Source organism: Exiguobacterium profundum, assembly GCF_042652865.1.
Classification (GTDB): domain Bacteria; phylum Bacillota; class Bacilli; order Exiguobacteriales; family Exiguobacteriaceae; genus Exiguobacterium; species Exiguobacterium profundum.
Window position 1 is genome coordinate 1,942,063 of sequence record NZ_JBHSHG010000001.1, and the last position, 20,980, is coordinate 1,963,042.

23 protein-coding genes are annotated in these 20,980 nt (G+C 48.7%); 11 read left to right on the forward strand and 12 right to left on the reverse strand.

Annotated features, from left to right (window positions below; genetic code table 11):
* The first annotated feature begins 30 nt into the window (after positions 1 to 30).
* The 4 genes from ACFO4U_RS09915 to ACFO4U_RS09930 all read left to right on the forward strand — a co-directional run bounded on the left by ACFO4U_RS09915 (position 31) and on the right by ACFO4U_RS09930 (position 2,428).
* Positions 31 to 591, forward strand: coding sequence for an RNA polymerase sigma factor (locus ACFO4U_RS09915; RefSeq protein WP_211782130.1), 561 nt, complete (start codon positions 31 to 33; stop codon positions 589 to 591).
* Positions 588 to 1,310 (forward strand): anti-sigma factor, encoded by a 723-nt coding sequence (locus ACFO4U_RS09920; RefSeq protein ID WP_215243588.1) that lies wholly within the window; start codon positions 588 to 590, stop codon positions 1,308 to 1,310. Before ACFO4U_RS09915 ends, ACFO4U_RS09920 begins: the two co-directional genes overlap by 4 nt.
* A gap of 63 nt (positions 1,311 to 1,373) precedes the next feature.
* Positions 1,374 to 2,279, forward strand: coding sequence for a Gfo/Idh/MocA family protein (locus tag ACFO4U_RS09925; protein ID WP_215243587.1), 906 nt, complete (start codon positions 1,374 to 1,376; stop codon positions 2,277 to 2,279).
* A gap of 14 nt (positions 2,280 to 2,293) precedes the next feature.
* Positions 2,294 to 2,428 carry a hypothetical protein gene (locus ACFO4U_RS09930; RefSeq protein ID WP_380081278.1) on the forward strand — a complete coding sequence of 45 codons (135 nt, stop codon included), beginning with the start codon at positions 2,294 to 2,296 and terminating at the stop codon, positions 2,426 to 2,428.
* 43 nt (positions 2,429 to 2,471) lie between these two features.
* On the opposite strand, the gene ACFO4U_RS09935 is transcribed toward ACFO4U_RS09930, so the two are convergent.
* On the reverse strand, positions 2,472 to 3,371 hold the full coding sequence (locus ACFO4U_RS09935) for a DMT family transporter (protein ID WP_215243585.1): 900 nt from the start codon (positions 3,369 to 3,371) through the stop codon (positions 2,472 to 2,474).
* Between the two features lie 327 nt (positions 3,372 to 3,698).
* Here ACFO4U_RS09935 and abc-f point away from each other — a divergent pair, with 327 nt between their 5' ends.
* A complete protein-coding gene (gene abc-f / locus ACFO4U_RS09940; RefSeq protein ID WP_215243584.1) occupies positions 3,699 to 5,543 on the forward strand; it encodes a ribosomal protection-like ABC-F family protein in 1,845 nt (614 codons plus the stop codon).
* A 25-nt stretch (positions 5,544 to 5,568) separates the two neighbouring features.
* Here abc-f and ACFO4U_RS09945 read toward each other — a convergent pair whose 3' ends face one another.
* The gene (locus tag ACFO4U_RS09945; RefSeq protein ID WP_167365511.1) at positions 5,569 to 5,733 is read right to left on the reverse strand and encodes a hypothetical protein; all 165 of its coding nucleotides are present in this window, start codon (positions 5,731 to 5,733) and stop codon (positions 5,569 to 5,571) included.
* Between the two features lie 568 nt (positions 5,734 to 6,301).
* A complete protein-coding gene (locus ACFO4U_RS09950) occupies positions 6,302 to 7,150 on the reverse strand; it encodes a Cof-type HAD-IIB family hydrolase (protein ID WP_196431374.1) in 849 nt (282 codons plus the stop codon).
* A gap of 133 nt (positions 7,151 to 7,283) precedes the next feature.
* Here ACFO4U_RS09950 and ACFO4U_RS09955 point away from each other — a divergent pair, with 133 nt between their 5' ends.
* The 5 genes from ACFO4U_RS09955 to ACFO4U_RS09975 all read left to right on the forward strand — a co-directional run bounded on the left by ACFO4U_RS09955 (position 7,284) and on the right by ACFO4U_RS09975 (position 13,131).
* The gene (locus ACFO4U_RS09955) at positions 7,284 to 8,798 is read left to right on the forward strand and encodes a BCCT family transporter (protein ID WP_215243583.1); all 1,515 of its coding nucleotides are present in this window, start codon (positions 7,284 to 7,286) and stop codon (positions 8,796 to 8,798) included.
* Positions 8,799 to 8,937: 139 nt separating this feature from the next.
* Positions 8,938 to 10,212: a kynureninase gene (gene kynU / locus ACFO4U_RS09960; RefSeq protein ID WP_215243582.1), complete on the forward strand. Its 1,275-nt coding sequence runs from the start codon at positions 8,938 to 8,940 to the stop codon at positions 10,210 to 10,212.
* 12 nt (positions 10,213 to 10,224) lie between these two features.
* Positions 10,225 to 11,064 carry a tryptophan 2,3-dioxygenase gene (gene kynA, locus ACFO4U_RS09965; RefSeq protein WP_196431377.1) on the forward strand — a complete coding sequence of 280 codons (840 nt, stop codon included), beginning with the start codon at positions 10,225 to 10,227 and terminating at the stop codon, positions 11,062 to 11,064.
* Between the two features lie 15 nt (positions 11,065 to 11,079).
* Positions 11,080 to 11,703, forward strand: a complete 624-nt coding sequence (kynB, locus tag ACFO4U_RS09970) for an arylformamidase (protein ID WP_215243581.1) — start codon at positions 11,080 to 11,082, stop codon at positions 11,701 to 11,703.
* A gap of 99 nt (positions 11,704 to 11,802) precedes the next feature.
* Complete coding sequence (locus tag ACFO4U_RS09975) at positions 11,803 to 13,131, forward strand: sugar phosphate nucleotidyltransferase (RefSeq protein WP_215243580.1); 1,329 nt, start codon at positions 11,803 to 11,805, stop codon at positions 13,129 to 13,131.
* Between the two features lie 54 nt (positions 13,132 to 13,185).
* Here ACFO4U_RS09975 and rbsB read toward each other — a convergent pair whose 3' ends face one another.
* From rbsB to ACFO4U_RS10010, 7 genes are all read right to left on the reverse strand, one after another.
* Positions 13,186 to 14,097 carry a ribose ABC transporter substrate-binding protein RbsB gene (gene rbsB, locus ACFO4U_RS09980; protein WP_215243579.1) on the reverse strand — a complete coding sequence of 304 codons (912 nt, stop codon included), beginning with the start codon at positions 14,095 to 14,097 and terminating at the stop codon, positions 13,186 to 13,188.
* A 23-nt stretch (positions 14,098 to 14,120) separates the two neighbouring features.
* Positions 14,121 to 15,086, reverse strand: a complete 966-nt coding sequence (locus ACFO4U_RS09985) for an ABC transporter permease subunit (protein ID WP_159563085.1) — start codon at positions 15,084 to 15,086, stop codon at positions 14,121 to 14,123.
* A gap of 1 nt (position 15,087) precedes the next feature.
* Entirely contained in the window at positions 15,088 to 16,566 is a 1,479-nt protein-coding gene (locus ACFO4U_RS09990) for a sugar ABC transporter ATP-binding protein (RefSeq protein ID WP_214690373.1), read from the reverse strand.
* 11 nt (positions 16,567 to 16,577) lie between these two features.
* On the reverse strand, positions 16,578 to 16,967 hold the full coding sequence (gene rbsD, locus ACFO4U_RS09995; protein WP_012727563.1) for a D-ribose pyranase: 390 nt from the start codon (positions 16,965 to 16,967) through the stop codon (positions 16,578 to 16,580).
* Positions 16,967 to 17,851, reverse strand: coding sequence for a ribokinase (gene rbsK, locus ACFO4U_RS10000; RefSeq protein WP_159563087.1), 885 nt, complete (start codon positions 17,849 to 17,851; stop codon positions 16,967 to 16,969). The genes rbsD and rbsK overlap by 1 nt, the downstream gene beginning before the upstream one ends.
* Positions 17,852 to 17,854: 3 nt before the next feature.
* The gene (locus tag ACFO4U_RS10005; protein ID WP_159563088.1) at positions 17,855 to 18,832 is read right to left on the reverse strand and encodes a LacI family DNA-binding transcriptional regulator; all 978 of its coding nucleotides are present in this window, start codon (positions 18,830 to 18,832) and stop codon (positions 17,855 to 17,857) included.
* Between the two features lie 107 nt (positions 18,833 to 18,939).
* Positions 18,940 to 19,482: a GNAT family N-acetyltransferase gene (locus ACFO4U_RS10010; RefSeq protein ID WP_074035463.1), complete on the reverse strand. Its 543-nt coding sequence runs from the start codon at positions 19,480 to 19,482 to the stop codon at positions 18,940 to 18,942.
* 74 nt (positions 19,483 to 19,556) lie between these two features.
* Between ACFO4U_RS10010 and ACFO4U_RS10015 the strand changes: the two genes are divergently transcribed.
* Complete coding sequence (locus ACFO4U_RS10015) at positions 19,557 to 20,003, forward strand: DUF4385 domain-containing protein (RefSeq protein ID WP_215243578.1); 447 nt, start codon at positions 19,557 to 19,559, stop codon at positions 20,001 to 20,003.
* Here ACFO4U_RS10015 and ACFO4U_RS10020 read toward each other — a convergent pair.
* Together ACFO4U_RS10020 and ACFO4U_RS10025 are read right to left on the reverse strand one after the other, a co-directional pair.
* Positions 20,000 to 20,443, reverse strand: a complete 444-nt coding sequence (locus ACFO4U_RS10020) for a GNAT family N-acetyltransferase (protein ID WP_215243577.1) — start codon at positions 20,441 to 20,443, stop codon at positions 20,000 to 20,002. The two genes, ACFO4U_RS10015 and ACFO4U_RS10020, sit on opposite strands and share 4 nt — an antisense overlap.
* A 62-nt stretch (positions 20,444 to 20,505) precedes the next feature.
* The gene (locus ACFO4U_RS10025) at positions 20,506 to 20,955 is read right to left on the reverse strand and encodes an OsmC family protein (RefSeq protein WP_074035459.1); all 450 of its coding nucleotides are present in this window, start codon (positions 20,953 to 20,955) and stop codon (positions 20,506 to 20,508) included.
* Between the last annotated feature and the right edge of the window lie 25 nt (positions 20,956 to 20,980).

Here is a 20,980-nt window from a genome sequence, read left to right on the forward strand (position 1 = left end):
GGACATCCCTTCTGCGCAAAGGAGTATGTTATGACTGACTTAGAGTTATATGAGCGTGTCAGGAAAAAGGACAAAGAAGCGCTCGAAATATTGTATGATCGATACGAACGCATTTTATACGCATTTGTCCTACAACTGACAAAAGATCGTGATTTGGCCGAAGAAGCCATGCAAGAAGTATTCATCAAGCTTTGGCGTGGCGGAGGCGTTTACGATGAGTCAAAAGGAAAATTTCGTTCTTGGCTCTTCACAATGAGCCGTCATGTGGCCATTGATTTAATTCGGAAGCGTAAACCGGATTTACAATTAGATGAGTCCTACGCGGAGGCCATCCCTTCCGACTCACCGTCCGTCGAGAAAGAAGTCGAGTGGCAAGAAGAGCGCGCCCAAATCGAGACAGCCATGGCCACATTACCAGCCGAACAACAGCAGGTCGTTCGACTCATGTATTTTCAAGGATTGAGCCAGCAAAAAATTGCTGATGCATGCGGCATCCCGCTCGGAACGGTAAAAGGAAGGATTCGACTGGCGCTAAGGCAACTGAGGAAACAGTTATCCCATGAATTCATCGGAAAGGAGGTAGAACAATGAACGCATGCGACCAATTGATTGACTACTTCAACCAACATTTAACGGAAGAAGAACGAATGAAATTTGAACAACACCTGGCAACGTGTAAAGACTGTCAAGAAGAGCTCGAACAACTTGAAGCTCTTGTCGGTGGCGTCGCGTTCTTGTCTACTCCGACTGAGCCACCCCGAGGCATGAAAGCGCGTGTCCTCGATCGTGTATTCGAAGAAGAAGACAATGAACCCGTCATAACAACCGACACTTCTGCATCAGTTCCACCGGCGACACCGTTCAAACAGAAGAAGAAACGGAACGTACCGGTCTGGGGAATGGTCGCTTTAGCAGCGGCACTCCTCCTCTCCTTAATCGGGAATGGATATTTGCTTACCAATCAGCCTGATGCCCCTGCCATCGCGTTAACCGAAACGATTCCACTCGACGGCGAATCGGAAGGGACCGCTTACCTTGCAGAGCAGGACGGTGCGACACAACTGATCGTCCAAACGAATGGTCTAGCCTCACTCGATGCCAATGAGGTATATCAAGTATGGCTATTAAAAGATGGTGCCCCGATTCCGACCGGCGCTTTTGTCACCGATGACAAAGGGAACGGGACGGTTATCTACACACTCGACTCAGATGAAGTCGACGTCGACTGGGATACCGTCGCCGTCACAAAAGAACCGAATCGTGGCAATGAAACGCCACAAGGTGAAATCGTCTTAAGTGCTAGTCTTTAATTCTTGAACCGGACACATCCGCTGTCCGGTTTTTTGTTATGATGAACCAAAGGAGTGAATGGGATGCAAAAACCAAAAATCGGTATTGTCGGACTTGGAAATATCGCTCAAAAAGCGTATTTACCCATCCTTTCGATTCATCCTCGAATCGACTTGATCGGTGCCTTTTCCCCGAACACATCTAAGCGAGACATGATTTGCCAAACGTATCGAATGACCTCTTTCGACACGTTGAATGAACTCGCCTCATCCATCGATGCAGCGTTCGTACATAGTTCAACGGAAACTCATTATGACATCGTATCGTATTTATTAGATCACGGTGTCGATGTTTATGTTGATAAGCCCCTCGCCGCAACAATCGAGGAAGCGGAGCAACTCGTCATTCAAGCCGAACGTCTTGGGCGTAAATTGATGGTCGGGTTCAATCGACGTTTCGCTCCGATGTATATGCGTCTACAAAACGAGTCCTCTGCTCACATGATTGATGTGGTAAAACATCGCGAGAATGACGTCGGCCCTAAGGATGCGACCTTCACCTTACTCGATGATTACTTACATGTCATTGATACGCTACGTTTCCTCGCTGGTAATAAGCTAACACTCGTCTCGGGTCACGTCGAAGTCAATGACAGGCATGAGCTTCGATTCGCCCGCCACGTGTGGCAAGATGAGCACGGAATGCACACGACATCGATGCACCGTTCAGCAGGAGTGAACCATGAGCTCGTCTCGATCGTACGGGATGGGGAACGATTGTCCATCGAAGAGATGGTCACGCTACATCGTTTCAAGCAAGGTCGGCATGAAGTCGAAACGTTCGGTTCATGGGACACGACACTCGTGCAACGTGGTTTCCAAGGCGCGATTGACCACTTCATTTCCGCACTCATCGAGGATACAGCGATTTTAACGGACGGTCGTGTTGCCCTTGAGACACAACGACTTGTCACGAACGTATTCTCATAATAGGAGGAGTATCTGTGGTTTTTATTATGGTTATGGTCATTGTTGTCACTGCAATCGGTTCTGATACGATCATCAAGATGAAGAAAGCTAGTGTCGAAGAACGACGATTGAAGATCGAAGAAGAAAAACTCGACCATCATGGATTTTAATCAAAAGCGGTCACCCTCCAAAATGAGGGCGACCGCTTTGCCATTACAGATGACGATTTGAAATCGGCAGTTGTTCTCTTCGTTCCGCGAGCGTCGACCACGTCACAGCCGTCATGATACAACCGGCACCGATAAAGAAGTTAAGATGGAGCGTTTCGTTCAAAACGAGCCACCCGAGCGTCCCACCAACCAAGGGTTGAAAGAAGAAAAAGAGTGACCCGACACTCGCATCCATCAACTCGAGTCCTTTGTTCCAAAAGAAAAACGCTCCTGCCGTCGATACGACACCGATATAGAGAACACTGAGCCAAAGGACACCATTCAATTCTGGAAAGCCGTTTTGCATGACCTCTATACTCATCAAAGGCGTCATCAACAACCAGGCAACTCCAATCGCAAACGTCGTCAGTGTCAACGTCGATAAGGTCTGCGTCCCGATTTTCACATAAATGGACATGAGTGCCCACGTCACGGCAGCTAGAACAAGTATGAAACTGCCTACTCGATACGTCCCTTCCCCTTCCCAACCGACGACGATGAGAACACCGACCGTTGCCAGCCCAAGTGCTCCAATCTTGACAGGAGTCAGTCGTTCTTTCAATAGGATTCGGGCAAATAACACCATGAAAGCTGGCGTCGCTGCGGTCACAAGAGACCCGGTATGTGCATCCGATAGCTTCGTTCCGATAAATTGAAACGAAATCGAGGCAACGTATCCGATGACACCGACAAGTCCGATCCATTTCCAATCTGCCCTTCGAATCGATTCTCGTCCAAACCGAAACCAAACGACGAATAAGACCATAAATGCAACAGCGTATCGTAACCAGACGAACGTGAACGGTTCAATATATGCGAGTGCATACTTACTGACCACATACATCCCGCCCCATATACTCGCCGCAAGGGTCAAACTGAGTGCTCCTAGCCATTCTTTCCTCATTTCTTCGCCTCCTCGATGGCGACTATATACGACATCCTTGCTTCCATTTCCTTTATTTTCATTGTCAGTCGTAAGAAAAACGCTTACAATCAAGATATGGATGAATGAAAGGAGGGAGAAAGGTGAAATTTGTCGGACGTACGCATTGGACAACTGAACATTTGTACATTTTGCGTGCGATTTTTCACGATGTCGCTTAATCAAGGGACCCGTCTGTCCTTTTTTAGACATTGCTGAATATACGACAAAGCGCCTCTCTCTTTCTAAACCGAGCGCTTCTTTGCGTTCGGTTTTTTTGATAGGCCCTAACCTTAGGAGGAACCTATTATGTTGATCGATCTTCAACACATTCAAAAACAATACGGCGGGCACGCCGTTCTCACAGATGCGAATTTATTCATGAACGAAAACGAACGAGTCGGTCTTGTCGGCCGAAACGGCAGTGGCAAAACGACGCTGTTACGAATCCTTGTCGGCTCTGAAGAGCATGACGCCGGTACGATTTACCGCCGACAACGACTCTCTATCGGCTATTTGGTGCAGCTTCCTGACTACCCTGGACGCAGTGGTCGTGACGTCCTCTATACTGCTTTTGAGGAAGTGACTCGCCTGAGTGAAAAAATGTCTTCCCTCGAGCAAGAGATGGCGACGTCCGAACAGCTCGAACGCCTTCTCGAATCATACGGTGCCATTCAAGAACAATTCGAACATGCGGGTGGATATGTCTACGAGTCAAAAATCAGCGCAATGATTGATGGACTCAAATTGACCTCATTCGTGGACCAACCGTTCGATACGCTAAGCGGGGGCGAGCGTACAAAAATCGGTCTCGCCTTAGCACTCCTTCAGGAACCAGAGCTACTCATTTTGGACGAACCGACGAACCATCTAGATTTAGAAGCGATGACTTGGCTCGAATCCTATTTACAGGATTACGATTCAGCGCTCCTCATCGTCTCCCATGACCGGGTCTTCTTAGATGCGGTCGCCACGCGAATCGTCGAGTGCGAGGATGGAGAATTGACGAGTTATCCTGGGAATTATACGGACTTCGTTGCCCAAAAAGAAAAACAGTTGCTTGACCAGTTTCACGCTTACACGGAGCAACAGAAGAAAATCAAAAAAATGAAGGAAACGATCCGGCAGTTGCGGCAATGGGCCAACGAGGGCAATCCGCCGAATGAAAAGTTCTATCGTCGCGCCAAATCGATGGAAAAGGCTCTCGAACGAATTGAACGAATCAAGCGACCACAACTCGAAGCCGAGCAACCGAATATCCAGTTCACGACGAACGGGCGAACCGGGCGTGACGTCTTCGAAGTGAGTGACGTGACACTCACGTATGATCGTCCTCTATTTGAAAACGTGCACTTTTATACAGGTCACGGGGAACGCGTCGCCATCGTCGGACCGAACGGGAGTGGAAAATCTTCGCTTTTGAAAATGTTACTCGGTGAAGTTATCCCTCAAGCTGGGACCGTCCGACGAGCCGATCAAGCCAGAATTGGATATCTGTCGCAACACATTACCTTCGATGAGTCACATCGCTTAATCGAGGCGTTTCGGGACCGGATCGCAGTCGATGAAGGCAAAGCGAGGCACCTTCTCGCTCAATTTCTATTTTACGGTGCGAGTGTGTTTAAGCCTGTCTCAAATTTGAGCGGCGGGGAGAAGATGCGACTCATGCTTGCCATCCTCGTCCATGAAGAAATCAATGTCCTCGTTCTAGACGAGCCGACGAACCATTTGGATATCGAATCGAGAGAGGCACTTGAAGAGGCGCTCGAACGTTTCCCTGGAACGGTCGTTACGGTTTCTCATGACCGCTACTTCTTAAATAAGCTGTTCCCCATCACGTATTGGCTCGACGGGACGATGACGCGTTTCGAAGGTAATGTCGCCTATGCCCTCGACAAGCGTGGACAGGCATCGAAAGATGAACCTGTAACGGAGCGCGTCAAACCATCAAAATCGCTGAAGCAGACGAAAGTCGCTCCATCTACGGTTGATGAGGAAGCTCACCTAACCCAATTAGAGACAGAACATCGGGCACTGCTCCAACGGATGAATGAATTGGATGACCTTGATGAATTGATGGCGTTACAACGACAAGTTGATGCATTGCAAAAAGAAATCGATGACGTGATGACACGTTTGCTCGAATCTTTATAACCTAATATAGAGAAGCGGCACCCAATCAAGGGCGCCGCTTCTTTTGCTCGAATCGAATCTGTATGAAATAGCCGATGACCGCGATAGCCATCAACCCAATTGGGAGTATGCGGTAAAGACCTTCCATCGTTCCCGTTGTCAAAAGAATCACTCCACTAAGGAACGTTCCGAACCAATATAGCTTTGGCATATGATCCCTCCATCGGTTGCATTCACTCAATAGGATACCACAAGAAAAGCGCCCTCGCTCGGCGCTTTTCTTGATTCTCTAGTCCCCGGACTTTCATCCAACCAAGCCCTTGCTCGATTGACCGTCCCATCCATGATTTGGTTCGACTAGAGATGTCCAAGCCAACGTGACGCATCATTCCAATCCGTTCATCGTCCATTGGTTCACCAATTGTTTTTCATTCGAAAACATGAAATCGAATAGGTGACTCATAGACATTTTGATCGAATGGGCACGAGAGGACTTGGCACCTATGATGTCCACTTCTGACGCGGATCATGTGGAATTCCGTATACAAACAGTCTGTCTGGTATGCTTGCTCCGATGGCAAGCAGAGGCCGACGTATCATCGTTTGGAATACACGATTCACGTTCATATGGACTTTGCCCATCCCTTTCATCCATAAGCGACAGGTGACGAAAGTGCCTCCCCGTTCCCAACTCATTTCAGAAAGTGAATGGTTACATGTATACAATATCCGTTTTAAGTGAGATTCAATCCTCGTTCACGATTTCTCCATAATCCAATTCATACATAATGCGTCAGCGCATAAGCGACCCCGTCCTCTTCTACATCCTTTGTAATATGCGTGCTCAAATCTTTTAACGGATCCACAGCATTCCCCATCGCAATCCTTGTTTCTGCCACTTCGAACATCGACACATCATTCAGATTGTCTCCGATGGCGACGACATCACGCATCGGAATCTGATAATGCTCAGCTAGCTGTTTCAAGGCTGCGCCTTTACTCGCATGAGGATGTCCGATTTCAATTTTCGTCCACCCCGCAGTCGTAATCAAAATATCGTTCCGTGGTTCATAGATTTTACGCAACCGGTGTAGCTTTCGGCGATCGAACGAATAGACAAACACCTTGTACACTTCATCTCGTGCAAAGTCGATGTCTGCCATCGAATCCATATATGTCAGACCGAACTGCTCATTTTGGATTTCAATCTCACGTTCCGCCCACTCACGGGTGAACGATTGATCATGTGGCAACACCTCATTGAGTTCCCGTTTTAATAAATCACTCCCTGAACGGAGTACTTTCACTCCCGCATTCGTATAAAATTCGACGTACGCATCATCTGCGTTCGCGATTTCCCATAGCTCGTCTACAACCGTTTGATCCATCGCATGATAGTAAATTCGCTCGTTCTCATAAAACCCGATTGCTCCGTTACCTGACAAAATCGGACAGACGAGGTCACTTCGCTTCAACAGCTCCTCGATATCATGAATCGAACGTCCTGAACAAATCGTGACGATATCACCCTGTTCTTGCCGACGACGAATCGCCTCCTGGTTTGCCTTTGTAATCACGCCTGTGCGCGATAACAGCGTCCCGTCTAAATCAATCGCAATCAATTTCATATCGTTCCCTCCTCTTTGGTTCTTTTCCCGATTCAACTATACAAAACACGATGAAATGCGTCTCCTGTTTGCAATGTGGAGATTAGGGAACCGTTTATTAATGCTACATAATTTTTTTTGAAAGGGGACATCTATGAAAGATTCTACACAAAAGCCACGTTTGAATCGCGTCTTTTACATTTCAGCAAGTTTGATTGCCTTACTCGTTCTATTTGGAGCGATTGCACCAACGACATTCGCTTCAATCGCAGGATCTATTTTTAACTTTACGACTCGCTCGTTCGGTTGGTTCTATTTACTTTCCGTATTCTTGTTTGTGCTCTTTTTAGTCTTTTTAGCGTTCAGTAAATACGGAAAAATCCGTCTTGGGAAGGATGACGATCGCCCTCAATATCCGTTCTTTACTTGGATCGGCATGTTATTCTCCGCCGGATTCGGTGTCGGACTCGTCTTTTGGGGTGTTGCTGAGCCGATGAGCCATTTCTTTACGCCACCTTATGCGGATACGGAGGCATTGACAGTCGAAGGGGCACGCCTCGCGATGGCCTATTCGTTCTTCCATTGGGGTGTCAGTCAATGGTCTGTCTTTGCGATTGTCGGACTGATCATCGCCTACTTCCAGTTCCGTCGTAATGCGGATGGACTCATCTCGACTAGCCTGTCACCACTTATAAAAGAACGACCGTACAAACAACCGTTGAACCAGACGATTGATATTTTAGCGGTCATTGCCACCGTCATGGGTGTCGCGACGTCGCTTGGTTTAGGTGTTCTTCAAATCAATGGCGGACTGAACAGTGTGTTCGGGCTCCCGAACACCGCTTGGATGCAAGTCGCCATCATCGTCGTCTTGACCGCTCTCTTTTTAACATCGACGACGACGGGGCTCGATCGTGGCATCAAGTGGTTGAGTAACATCAACTTAGGTACCGCACTCGTGTTGATGGTCTTCGTCTTCTTTGCCGGTCCTACCATTTTCATTTTAGAAACCTTGACGCTCGGTCTAGGTGACTACTTACAAAATTTCATTCGCTATAGTCTTCGTCTACAACCGTATCAACAAGGGACGTGGGTCCGGGATTGGACAATCTTTTATTGGGCATGGGCCATCGCCTGGTCCCCATTTGTCGGAGCGTTCGTCGCACGTGTCTCACGAGGACGTACCATTCGTGAATTCATCGTCGGTGTCCTCATCGTTCCTCCGTTCATTGCGCTCCTTTGGATTGCCGTATTCGGGGGCACTGCCCTATATCTAGATTTATTCGAAGGGACTTCCATCGCTGAAGCCGTCAATGCGGACGTGACGAGCGCATTGTTCGTGACGTTTGCCGAGCTCCCATTCAGTTTCATCCTGTCCGTCTTGTCGATTCTCTTGATTTTGACGTTCTTGATCACGTCGGCCGATTCTGCCACCTATATCATCAGTAGTATGACGACGAACGGTAGCTTGAATCCGCCCCTCCCCGTTCGAATCGCTTGGGGAGTTCTGTTAGGAGGAATCGCTGCCGTCTTGTTGATTGCGAGTGGCTTAGAAGGACTTCAAACTGCGTCGTTGATTTCCGCCTTGCCCTTCACGATTATTCTTCTGCTGATGGTGTTCACATTATTTAAGTTACTCCGACAAGAGAACGTACGAAAAATAAAATAAGCTGTATTTTTAAACGCTCGGGAAGATCCTTGAGCGTTTTTTAGTTTGACTCGCCGACATCTCGTTGTTTGTTGACTTCCTTATGTCCGATTGCTACGATTTTGACAACGTATAAGCTTTAAAGGGGGAATATGGGGAGATGAACGATTTCACACGTGCTTACGCACAACAACTGGACAAACAAGACCCGCTCGCATCATATCGGGAAGAATTTTACTTACCGGAAGACGGGATTTATATGGATGGGAATTCACTCGGGCTCTTATCGAAACGAGCCGAGCGTACGCTCCTTGAATCGCTCGCGGACTGGAGAGAGCTCGGGATCGATGGTTGGATGTCCGGTCGCCATCCTTGGTTCAACTTGTCCGAAGAGCTGGCTGCATTGAACGCGCCGCTCATCGGTGGAAAGTCGGAAGAAGTAATGGTCACCGGTTCGACGACCGTGAACTTGCATCAACTTGTCGCTTCGTTTTTCAAACCAGAAGGCAAACGAACGAAGATTTTGGCAGACGCCCTCACGTTCCCGTCTGATATTTACGCCTTGAAGAGTCAGCTCGAACTTCGTGGACTCGACCCATCAGAGCACCTCGTCCAAGTCAACAGTCCAGATGGGCGCTTCTTAGCAGAAGACGACTTGATTGCCGCGATGACTGACGAAATCGCCCTCATCGTATTACCGACCGTCCTCTATCGGAGTGGTCAGATTTTAGATATGGCTCGTCTAACGAAAGCGGCACACGAGCGTGGAATTTTGATCGGCTTCGATGCCTGTCACTCCGTCGGCGCCATCCCTCATGACTTCCACGACTGGGGTGTCGACTTCGCATACTGGTGCAACTATAAACATTTGAACGGGGGTCCGGGAACGGTCGGGGGCTTATTCGTTCATGAACGTCACTTCGGCACGACACCTGGACTCGCCGGATGGTTCGGTTCGCGCAAAGATAAACAGTTCGATATGGACCATACGATGACACCGGCCGAACATGCCGGTGCGTTCCAAATCGGAACACCACACGTTATGAGTCTTGCTCCTCAACTTGGCGCGCTTGAGATGTTCAACGAGGTCGGGATGGAAGCGATTCGTCAAAAATCACTCGCGCTCACGACGTATATGATGGATTTGATCGAAGAGATGCTCGCACCTCACGGATTCTTCATCGGTAGCCCGACTGACACACGACAGCGCGGCGCTCATTTGAGCCTCGAGCATCCCGAAGCGGCACGCATCTGTAAAGCGTTGAAGAAACATCACATCATCCCTGACTTCCGCGCACCGAATATCATCCGTCTCGCACCGGTCGCACTATATAATACGTTTACCGACGTATATCACGTGATCTTGACGTTGAAGAAAATCATGGACGACAAAGAATATGAGGCGTTCGAGAACGTCCGCGAAGTGGTCGCATAAGGGGGAACTGTCATGAGTGAACGCACAGAACATAAAGTAGAAAAATCGATTCAAACGGATTTCTCAAAAGACATGTCGTACGGGGACTATCTCCAACTCGACCCGATTTTATCAAGTCAACATCGCCTTTCTGACCATCATGATGAGATGCTGTTCATCATCATCCACCAGACGAGCGAGTTGTGGATGAAACTCATTTTGCATGAATTGACAGCAGCCACGACGGCCATCACGAACGGCGAACTCGAACGTTCGTTCAAGATGCTCGCCCGCGTCTCGAAGATTCAGCAACAACTCATCCAGTCATGGGGCGTTCTCGCGACGTTGACGCCGGCCGAGTATTTAGAGTTCAGAGACCAACTCGGCTCGTCCTCTGGTTTTCAATCTTACCAGAACCGACAAATCGAATTCGCGCTCGGCTTCAAAAACGCACGGACGCTCAGTGTTTACGCGCACGATAAAAAACTGTATCCATTGCTCGAAGGCTCGCTACAAGCTCCTAGTATTTACGATGTGACCGTCCGCGAAATGCATCGTCGGGGTCTATCGATTGATGCGAGCGTGCTCGAACGTGATGTCACCCAGGATTGGGAATGGAATGAAAGTGTCGAGAAGGCATGGGTCGAAGTCTATCGAGACGTCGACACGTATTGGGACTTATATGAGCTCGGTGAAAAGCTACTCGATATCGGGAGTCAGCAACAGATGTGGCGCTTTAACCATATGAGCACCGTGGAACGCATTATCGGACAGAAGATGGGGACAGGTGGTTCGTCTGGCGTGAACTACTTACGTCGCGTGCTCGATCATCGCTTCTTCCCAGAACTGTGGACGGTCCGGACATCACTATAAGAGGAGCTGAACAAAATGACTTGGATTGATGTATCACAGCCACTTCATGCCGATGTTGCGACATGGCCGGGAGATACAAAATTTTCATATGAAATCTCGTGGCCGATGGCAGAGAGTGGTTCGGTCAATGTCGGGAAGATGACATTGAGTTTACATCTCGGGACCCACATCGATGCACCGTTTCATTTTGACGACCATGGGAAGCGCGTGATCGACCTCAATCCGTCCGTATATATCGGACCAGCCCGTGTGATTCATCTACCGCATAAGGCAAAGATTGAAGCATCTGATTTGGATGGACACGATTTGACTGGGGTGGAACGCCTCATCTTAAAAACGGATGGTTGGTCCGATAAGAGCGTCTTCCCAGAGACGATTCCTGAACTGACACCCGCTCTTGCCGATCGTCTCGGAGAACTCGGAATCTTCTTGATCGGACTCGACTTACCGTCCGTTGATGCGATTGACAGTAAAGAGATGAGCGGCCATCACGCGTTAGCACGAAATGGTGTGCATATCCTAGAAGGACTCGTTTTAGACAATATCTTACCGGGAGATTACGATTTGAATGCCGTCCCTCTCCCAATCGTCGAAGGGGATGGAAGTCCCGTTCGCGCATTGCTTCGCCCTATATTGTAAAGAGATAGCCGGAATCGGCTGTCTCTTTTTTGATTAGACAGGGATAGTCCGACGTTTGGCGAAATAGATGAGAAACTCTATTTGAAGAGAGGACATTCGATGAAGATTCTATTATTATCTGGCGGTGATGGAAAAAGACTATGGCCACTTTCGAACAATTCGAATGCCAAACAATTCATTCGTTTATTGCCTAGCAGAGATGGAACGAAACAATCAATGCTTGAAAGAGTTTATAATCAACTAAAAACACAAGATTTAGACACTAACGCTTTCATTATCACAAATGTTCAGCAAAAAGATTGTGTCATTCATCAAGTTGGTACAGATACTAATATCATTTCCGAACCAACTCGTCGTGATACATTTCCCGCTATCGTTCTCGGGGCAAGCTATTTAAACGAGCAACATGTGCCTCTGGATGAAACGGTACTTGTGATGCCGGTCGATGCTTACGTCGACCTCCGCTTCTTTGAATATTTCCCTCAAGTCGATGAAGCAGTCCAAGCGAACGATGATGCTTTGCATCTAATTGGGGTCACACCCCTTCATCCGACATCAAAATACGGATATATCGTTCCAGACGAGACGGCCCAAATGTCCTCGGTTCGCCTATTTCAGGAAAAACCGACCGTCGATGTAGCAGAACAGTTGATTGGACAAGGTGCCCTTTGGAACTGTGGAATCTTTGCTTGCAAGTTACATCTGTTACTTGATGAACTAGCAGAACGAAACTTACCGACAACTTATTCAGACCTCACTTCACGCTATAACGAATTAGAAAAGACTTCGTTTGACTATGCCGTTGTCGAACATGCAGAGTCGGTATTCGTTCACCGCTACGATGGCGATTGGAAAGACTTAGGAACATGGAACACATTGACTGAAGAAATGACGTCCACAACTCACGGTCAAGTCGAACTGTTCGAATCGACGAACACGCATGTGATCAATGAATTGAACCTTCCTTTGATTGGGATTGGGCTAGAAGACCTTGTCGTCGCCGTCAACGCGGATGGAATTCTCGTCTCGAAGAAAGAGGCGACCCCGCAGCTGAAAGATTATCTCGCCTCATCCGACGACTATCCAAAATTCAAATGGAAGCGATGGGGGCAGTCGGAAGTCATCCATCATGAGACACTCGCCGATGGGCATCACAGTGTGACACGTCGCATGCTCGTTCAAGCAGGGAAAGAACTCAGTTACCATTATCATGAAGAGACCGATACAATTTGGACGATTCTCCAAGGCACAGCAATCGTGACGATTGATGGAGAATCATTTGAGGTAAGACCGACCAATGCCATCTCAATTCAACGCGGAAAAGCACATATGTTAAAAGCAAGCGAAACCGTCATTTTAATAGAAGTGCAGTACTCTTTAAAATATATGAACAACGATACACAATTTCTCATTTCCCCATATAAATAAAAATGACCTCACGAGCTCTACCCGAAATCAAGGCATCGTGAGGTTTCTTCTTACTTATTTGATTAATTCGAGTTCGACCGGAATGTTTTCCTCTACTGTTTTACCTTTCAGGTGGTTGATTGCCGCTTCTACACCCAACTTCCCAATCTCAGCTGGTTTTTGGGCAACCGTTGCTGCCATCGTCCCACCTTCGACCGCTTTGACGGCATCGTCTGTCGCATCGAATCCGATGACCTTCACGTCACTCATTCCAGCCGCTTCGAGTGCTTGAACGGCACCGAGTGCCATCTCATCGTTATGTGCGAATACAGCGACGATGTCTTTATTGTCCTGTAAGATGTTCTCCATGACCGTCAATCCTTCTGCACGGTCAAAGTTTGCTGATTGTTTTGCCACGACTTCCAATTTCCCATCGATCGCTTCGTTGAATCCTTGTCCGCGGTCACGTGTCGCAGACGCTCCTGGAATCCCTTCGAGCTCGACGACTTTTTGCCCTTCGCCTACGAGTTCGACCATGTAGTCACCCGCCAACTGTCCACCTGCGACGTTATCTGATGCCACGTGGGCGACGACGTCCCCTGTTTCAGCGTTACGGTCTACCGTGATGACGGGAATGCCTGCATCGTTCGCTGCTTGTACCGCCGCGCCGACTGCTTCTGAATCTGTCGGGTTGATGAGAATCAAATCCATCCCCTTTTGAATCATATCTTCGACGTCATTCACTTGCTTCGCCGCGTCGTTTTGCGCATCCGCTACCGTCAACGTCGCATCCATTTCGTTCGCCTGTTCTTCTGCGCCTTCTTTCAGTGCGACGAAGAACGGGTTATTCAATGTTGAGATCGATAAGCCGATTTCATAATCGCCATCTTTCGTTTCCGTTTCAGACGATGACCCCGGTTGTTCAGTCGAGCAAGCTGCCATCAGTACCATTGTCAGTGCGAGTAGCCAAGCTGTCCATTTTTTCATGTTCCGTTTTCCCCTTTCGCGTGTTACGCGTTTTGTCGACGATCAAGCAATACTGCAAACAATATAACTGCACCTTTTACGACGAGTTGGAAGAATGATGATACGCCAAGAAGGTTCAATCCGTTATTTAATGTTCCGATGATCAACGCCCCAATCAACGTCCCGACAATCCAGCCGCGACCACCCGCAAGACTCGTTCCCCCGAGAACGACCGCTGCGATGGCATCGAGTTCATACGACGTTCCTGCTGTAGGTTGTGCGGAATTGAGACGTGACGTCAAGATGATGCCAGCGAGTGCCGCAAGCATACCGGATAGCGAATAAATCATGATTTTGACTTTATTGACGCCAATCCCCATCAATTTAGCCGCTTCTTCATTCCCACCAATCGCATACGTATGACGACCAAATGTCGTCTTCTTCAAGATGAAGTAAAGGACACCGAATGCGAGTAGCATCGTCAATGCCGGCACCGGAATGATCCAGAAATAACCACGTCCGAGCATCTCAAACCAACCGGAATTCCCGAGACCTGTAATCGGTCTTCCGTCCGTATAGACGAGCGTCAATCCCCGATAAATGGTCATCGTAGCCAATGTCGCGATGAACGGTGCCACTTTTCCGTACGTGATGACCGCCCCGTTGAACGCTCCGAGAACGGCACCTGCAATCAAGCCGAGTGCAACGGCCATAACCGCATGTTGACCGTCCACCATCATGCCTGCCACCAGTGCAGAAGCGAGCGCCAAAATCGAACCGACCGATAAATCGATGCCCCCTGTCAAGATGACAAACGTCATCCCGAAGGCAATCAAGGCATTGATCGACACTTGGCGGAGTACGTTAAAGATATTATTTAATGATAAAAATCCTGGTTCGAGCGCCGTCACGACGACGACGATGACGAGTAGACCGAACAGCGGTCCTAATTTTTGTCCCCATCCGAGTCGACCCGGGCGCTTCAGCGAAGTTGTTGCTTTCAATTCCATATCATTGCCCTCCTGTCGCATACGTCATTACTTTTTCTTGTGTCGCCTCTTCTTTCGTGAGCGTTCCGGTTACGACACCTTCCCGCATGACAACGATCCGATCACTCATCCCAAGCACTTCCGGTAAATCAGAAGAGACCATGATGATGGCGACACCTGATTCCGCGAGATCGCTCATGATATTGTAAATCTCTTTCTTAGCACCGACGTCGACGCCTCGGGTTGGTTCATCCAAAATCAAGACGTCCGGTTCGACACCTAACCATTTACCGAGCACAACCTTCTGTTGATTCCCACCAGACAGCGACTTCACTTTTTGTTCCATCGAATGATGTTTGACCCGCAATTTTTGTAAGTATGTCTCGGCGAACGTCTCCTCCTGTTGTTTCGAGATGACCGATCCTTTTGCTCGTTTATCAAGTGTCGGTAGCGACAGGTTTTCTCTTAGCGAGAAATCGAGGAGTAAGCCCTCTCCTTTTCGGTCCTCTGTCAAAAACGCGATACCGTGCTTGATGGCGTCGGCTGGGGTCTTGATTCGAATCGGTTTCCCATTCAGTTTAATGACTCCCCCTTTGTGGGTGTCTGCTCCGAATAGCGCACGCATCACCTCGGTACGCCCCGCTCCCATCAATCCAGAAAACCCAACGATTTCTCCGGCACGAACGTTGAACGATACGTTGTGGAACCGGTTACCTATTAAATCATCAACCTCGATCACGACGTCCCCAAGTGTAGCGGTACGCGTCGGATAGCGTTCTCCAATCTCACGACCGACCATATCGCGCACCGTTTCCTCAAATGAGGTGTCTTGAATCATGCGAGTCGAAATGGATTGTCCATCCCGAAGTACCGTGATCCGATCACATAAGTCAAAAATTTCTTCCATTCGGTGTGAGATATAGATGATGGACACACCTTGATCACGTAAGGCCCGTGACACTGCGAAGAGTGCCTGAATTTCACGATCCGTCAAGGCGGCCGTCGGTTCATCCATGACGATGACCTTCGCATCCGTCATGAGCGCCTTGGCAATCTCAATCATCTGTTGCTGACCGACCGACAAATTGCGCGCCACTTCATCGACATCCATGAACACGTTCAATTCAGCCAAGTATTCTCGGGCACGTCTGGTCATTTCCTGCTGTTTGACCATCCCGAACGGTCCCGTCAGTTCTCGACCTAAAAACAGATTTTCTGTCACCGTCATCTCCGGTAAGATATTGAGCTCCTGATGGATGAAGGCGATGCCTTCTTGCTCCGCTTCTTTTGGGTGCTTGAATTGACGTTTCGCGCCGTCGATGAGAATCTCGCCTTCATCCTGTGCATACAGACCGGTCATCACCTTCATCAATGTCGACTTCCCGGCCCCGTTCTCGCCCATAAGGGCATGAATCTCTCCAGGCAACAGTTCGAAATCGACTCCTTTTAAGACGGAGACTGGCCCGAACGACTTATGGATGCCTTTCAACTGAATATGCATCGAATCCCCCCTTAAAAAATGACCCCGGCATGTAAGATGACGTTGGCGTAAGGTGTCGCTTCCCCAGTTCGAATGACCACTTTCGCTTTTGCGACCTCCCGTTTGAAGTCTTCATGCGAACACATGTCGATGCTCGTGTACCGTTCTTTCAGTGAATCCGCAATCGTCGAGTTGTGTGTGAGGATTTCCTCAGCAATCGTGATGCGCTCTACGACCAAATCTGATTCGACGACATCGAGCACCTCAAGAAAGGAAGGTTCCCCGATGCGGAGACTAAGATCGACCCGCTTGACCCCGTCTGGAATCGGTAGCCCACAATCGGCGATGACGACGCGATCCGTATGCCCGAGGTCGGCAAAGATTTTTGCTAAATGACTATTCAAAATTCCTTGTTTTTTCATCACACGCGCTCCAATCGTTGTTGTACATCTTGTCGTGTCGGCATACCACCTTGTGCACCGAAGCCTTCGACACTCATGCCGGATGCGACTACGGCAAACCGTACGGCCGTCTCCAAATCGTCTTGTTCGATGAGGGAGACAGCAAGTGCACCGTTGAACGTGTCACCTGCTCCTGTTGTGTCGACGACGTTTGCTCGGATGGCTGGCACATGACGGACGTCTCGTCCGTCATGGAATCGAACGCCATGGACGCCTTCCGTGACGAGTAACTTGTTCGGATAACGTTTGAGAACATCATCTACGGACATTCCGTTGAATAAGTCACGGCATTCATGTTCGTTCGGCGTTAAATACGTGACGTCCTCAATCACTTCTGGTGGAAGCGGTTGAGACGGTGCCGGATTGAGTAGCACCGGAATCCCTTTCTCTTTACAGTAAGCGGTCACTTGTTTTACCGTCTCGATTGGAATTTCGAGTTGCAGGAGCACGAACGCCTGCTCGTCGAGAAAATGTTCGAGCTCCTCATCCGTGAAAACGACTCGTTTGTTCGCCGATTGGACGACGACAATCGAATTATCCCCTTCTGCTAATACGATATGGGCCGTACCCGTCACTTCCTCCGGTATGATCTGAACATGCGTGACATCGACATCGTGTCGTTTGAAGTTTTCAACAACCTGTTGACCGAACGGATCACTTCCCACGCAACCGACCATCTGAACAGTGCCGCCTAATTTGGAGGCAGCGACCGCTTGGTTCGCACCTTTTCCCCCTGGAACGGTGCGGAACGACTCACCGATGACCGTTTCTCCGGCTTGTGGCCGTTTGTCGGATGTGACGACAAGATCCATCGATATACTGCCAATGACAACAATGCGTTTCATTCTTTATCTCTCCTTCCGCTTTGTCGTGTGTCTTTCAAGTAACGTGACCGGTAATAACATCTCTTTCGGTCGCGTGTCTTTTTTCTCAATCAAATCGAGCAATCGTTCTGTCGCCACTCGCCCCATCTCATAGATAGGCTGGACGATGGTCGTCAGCGGCGGAGACGTCATCTCGCCTAATTCGATCCCGTCATATCCGATGACCTGTAGCTCTTCTGGGACACGAATGTCTCGACGGACTGCTTCCTGTAATACGGCGGCTGCAATCACATCGTTCGCTGCGAAAATGCCATCGAATGGCCAAGCATGGTCGAACAGCTCTTGGGACGCTTTCAAGGCGTCTTTGAACGTGAACGTCGACTCGGTCATCCCGACGAGCTTCTCTCCCGCTACTTCGACAAATCCTTCGGTTCGGCGTTTGACCGTTTTGAGATGATCCGGTCCGGCAATGTGTGCCAGTCGTGTCGCACCACGTTGTAACAGCGTGTCGGCCGCCAACTTTCCACCCTCATATCCATCTGATACAACGGCGTCGATCCCCGCTTTTACGATTCGGTCTAGTGCGACCATCGGTAAATCCAACGTCTCATAATTCGGATTGTGCGAATGATTTGTTGTAATAATCAGGCCATCGACGTGCATCGTTTGCAAGGCGACTAAATACGTCTGTTCTTTTTCAAGTTGTTCATCCGTGTTACATAAGACGACTTGATACCCATGTTGATTGGCGACATCCTCAATCGCCCGAGCCAGCTGTGGAAAGAACGGGTTCGTGATATCTGGCATGATAAGTCCAATCAAATTCGACGATTTTTTATAGAGCGAACGAGCAACTCGGTTCGGCGCGTAATTCAGTTCCGCAATCGCCTTTTCGACCGCTTCTTTCGCCTCTTCGCTCACATATCCGCTTTTATTCATAACGCGTGATACGGTCGCCACTGAGACGTTCGCATGTTTTGCTACTTGTTTGATGGTCGCCATTTGACATCCTCCGTTCTGGAAACGCTTACAAAACCATCTTAATGTGTAACCGGTTACATATCAAGAGATTTTTATGATTTCATGAAAAAACACATTGAAATCGTGCTTCAATGTGTAGAGAACGTAGGATTTAGTTGAACATAGACGAGACATTCTACCGTTCGTCCATCGAGCCGGGTCAATTCCTGTTGTTTTGTAAACGCATAAGTGAATCCAGACTTTTCAACGACGCGTCGCGATTGGTCATTGAAGCTGAAGTAGCCGCACCAAATCCGCTCTAACCCTAACGCTTCGAACCCAAATCGAATCATCGCCTGAACGGCTTCCGGCGCGTAACCATTCCCCCAATTGTCTGGACTGAGCACATAACCAATCTCACGCTGTGCCTCATGTTGAATCGAAGGGTCTGGCCTTCGGTCGTGTAACCCGATGCTACCAATCACTTGCCCAGTCTCTTTCAAGACGATGGCCCATACATCTGCTTCCTCGATAAACAGTTGAATGACGTCCCTTGTTTCTTCAATCGATTCATGGGGTGCCCAACCAGCCATCGGTCCGACTCGCTCATCTTTTGCATAATGATACATATCTTCTGCGTCTTTTAACGTAAATGCCCGTAAAATCAATCGTTCTGTCTCTAAAGTGATCATATCAACCCGTCCTTTTCCTTCAAGTTGTTTCCTCCACCGACCTAATGGGAAACGTTAGGCGAGGAGGAATGAACATGCCATTTGATTATGACTTAAACTTCGATGAAATCAACTTCCGACAACAACCCGAATTGTATCGGGTCGGGCGTGGCGAACAAGGCGTACTACTCGTCGAACCGTATAAAAGTGAGATTTTGCCACATTGGCGATTCAAGACGCCCGAGATTGCGAAGCAATCTGCTGAAGAAATTATGGAATTGTTTGAAGCGTATCGCGCGAATGACGATTTCGTCGGGATGGACATGGCCCGAAAGTTCATCCAAATGGGCTACACGCGGGCCCGACGCTATGCCAATTATAAAGGCGGTCGTAAATATAAAGAAGACGGTGACCTCCATGAGCGCGAAATCGACGAAGAGAAGGCAGAGTCTGCTCGCATCTTCAAAACGTATTGGGATCAACTTCGTGCCGATGAGGATTATTTACGACGTAAAAAGGCACATCAAAAACAATATGGTTAATCGCGCACCATCACTTTAAACGGGGTACCATTCCGCTCGAATGATGTGATGGTGCGAAATCCGACCGTATCGTATAGATGAATCGCTCGTTCGTTAAAAGCGGCGACGGTCAAACGAAGCGGTTTGCCCCGTTCCATCGCTCTCTCCATGACGTACGTCACAAACAATCGGCCATGTCCTTTCCCCGTCATATCGGGTCGCATCCCCAACCCGATATCCGTAAATTCTAAACAATACGGATATGTCGAATTGGGCACTTGAGCCGGGGAACCGATGCAATAAAATCCAATCAGCTCATGCTCCTCTACAATCACCTGATACGTCATCAACTCGGCGATTCCCTCTTCAGAAGGCGATTGATTATAGAAGTCATGAGGAGCTCCATAGGTCCATTCTTGAATTTGACATGCCCATTCACGCGTCATCGGTCGGTGATGCATTCGTCTTCCCTCCGTACTCTTTTCACGATTTCTATGTAAAAAAGATGAGGTTGCCCTCATCCTTATTTTCGAGTCCATTCTGCCGTCATCGCTACGTCTGCTGCATGCATGAGATTATGAATTGGACAACGTGCCTCGACAGCCTTCCTTAATGCTTCGATTCGCTCATCCGATTCGGTCGTATCCAATACGATTTTCATATGTGTCGACTCAAAGTAAGTTCGGACACCTTCCATCCCTTGGAATCCTCGAGGATCGAGCGTCCCTTCTGTTACAAACTCGACCCCTTCATACTCAAAGTTCAAATCCTGGGCGGCATAGGCAATCATGATGGTCGTACAGGACGACTGGGCACCGAGAAGATACTCGAGTGGATTCGGTCCCTTGTTCGTCCCACCGAGTCGTTCTGGCTCATCCACGATAAATGGGGTGTGATCGCCTACACGCACAGTCGTCTTAACGCCTCCGGCTTCTCCTTCGGCGCGCATCGTTACTAATGGTCTTTCTGACATGTTGCATCCTCCTCTCCATAATCAA

What these genes read in the sequence shown, in the direction of transcription:
- ACFO4U_RS09945 (WP_167365511.1), bottom strand. Translation starts at nt 5,733, where the DNA reads ATGCCAAAGCTATATTGGTTCGGAACGTTCCTTAGTGGAGTGATTCTT.
- kynB (WP_215243581.1), top strand. Translation starts at nt 11,080, where the DNA reads ATGACTTGGATTGATGTATCACAGCCACTTCATGCCGATGTTGCGACA.
- ACFO4U_RS09955 (WP_215243583.1), top strand. Translation starts at nt 7,284, where the DNA reads ATGAAAGATTCTACACAAAAGCCACGTTTGAATCGCGTCTTTTACATT.
- ACFO4U_RS09935 (WP_215243585.1), bottom strand. Translation starts at nt 3,371, where the DNA reads ATGAGGAAAGAATGGCTAGGAGCACTCAGTTTGACCCTTGCGGCGAGT.
- ACFO4U_RS09925 (WP_215243587.1), top strand. Translation starts at nt 1,374, where the DNA reads ATGCAAAAACCAAAAATCGGTATTGTCGGACTTGGAAATATCGCTCAA.
- ACFO4U_RS10010 (WP_074035463.1), bottom strand. Translation starts at nt 19,482, where the DNA reads ATGATCACTTTAGAGACAGAACGATTGATTTTACGGGCATTTACGTTA.
- abc-f (WP_215243584.1), top strand. Translation starts at nt 3,699, where the DNA reads ATGTTGATCGATCTTCAACACATTCAAAAACAATACGGCGGGCACGCC.
- ACFO4U_RS10005 (WP_159563088.1), bottom strand. Translation starts at nt 18,832, where the DNA reads ATGGCGACCATCAAACAAGTAGCAAAACATGCGAACGTCTCAGTGGCG.
- kynU (WP_215243582.1), top strand. Translation starts at nt 8,938, where the DNA reads ATGAACGATTTCACACGTGCTTACGCACAACAACTGGACAAACAAGAC.
- rbsB (WP_215243579.1), bottom strand. Translation starts at nt 14,097, where the DNA reads ATGAAAAAATGGACAGCTTGGCTACTCGCACTGACAATGGTACTGATG.
- rbsK (WP_159563087.1), bottom strand. Translation starts at nt 17,851, where the DNA reads ATGAAACGCATTGTTGTCATTGGCAGTATATCGATGGATCTTGTCGTC.
- kynA (WP_196431377.1), top strand. Translation starts at nt 10,225, where the DNA reads ATGAGTGAACGCACAGAACATAAAGTAGAAAAATCGATTCAAACGGAT.
- ACFO4U_RS09915 (WP_211782130.1), top strand. Translation starts at nt 31, where the DNA reads ATGACTGACTTAGAGTTATATGAGCGTGTCAGGAAAAAGGACAAAGAA.
- ACFO4U_RS09985 (WP_159563085.1), bottom strand. Translation starts at nt 15,086, where the DNA reads ATGGAATTGAAAGCAACAACTTCGCTGAAGCGCCCGGGTCGACTCGGA.
- ACFO4U_RS10015 (WP_215243578.1), top strand. Translation starts at nt 19,557, where the DNA reads ATGCCATTTGATTATGACTTAAACTTCGATGAAATCAACTTCCGACAA.
- ACFO4U_RS10020 (WP_215243577.1), bottom strand. Translation starts at nt 20,443, where the DNA reads ATGCATCACCGACCGATGACGCGTGAATGGGCATGTCAAATTCAAGAA.
- ACFO4U_RS09990 (WP_214690373.1), bottom strand. Translation starts at nt 16,566, where the DNA reads ATGCATATTCAGTTGAAAGGCATCCATAAGTCGTTCGGGCCAGTCTCC.
- ACFO4U_RS09920 (WP_215243588.1), top strand. Translation starts at nt 588, where the DNA reads ATGAACGCATGCGACCAATTGATTGACTACTTCAACCAACATTTAACG.
- rbsD (WP_012727563.1), bottom strand. Translation starts at nt 16,967, where the DNA reads ATGAAAAAACAAGGAATTTTGAATAGTCATTTAGCAAAAATCTTTGCC.
- ACFO4U_RS09975 (WP_215243580.1), top strand. Translation starts at nt 11,803, where the DNA reads ATGAAGATTCTATTATTATCTGGCGGTGATGGAAAAAGACTATGGCCA.
- ACFO4U_RS10025 (WP_074035459.1), bottom strand. Translation starts at nt 20,955, where the DNA reads ATGTCAGAAAGACCATTAGTAACGATGCGCGCCGAAGGAGAAGCCGGA.
- ACFO4U_RS09950 (WP_196431374.1), bottom strand. Translation starts at nt 7,150, where the DNA reads ATGAAATTGATTGCGATTGATTTAGACGGGACGCTGTTATCGCGCACA.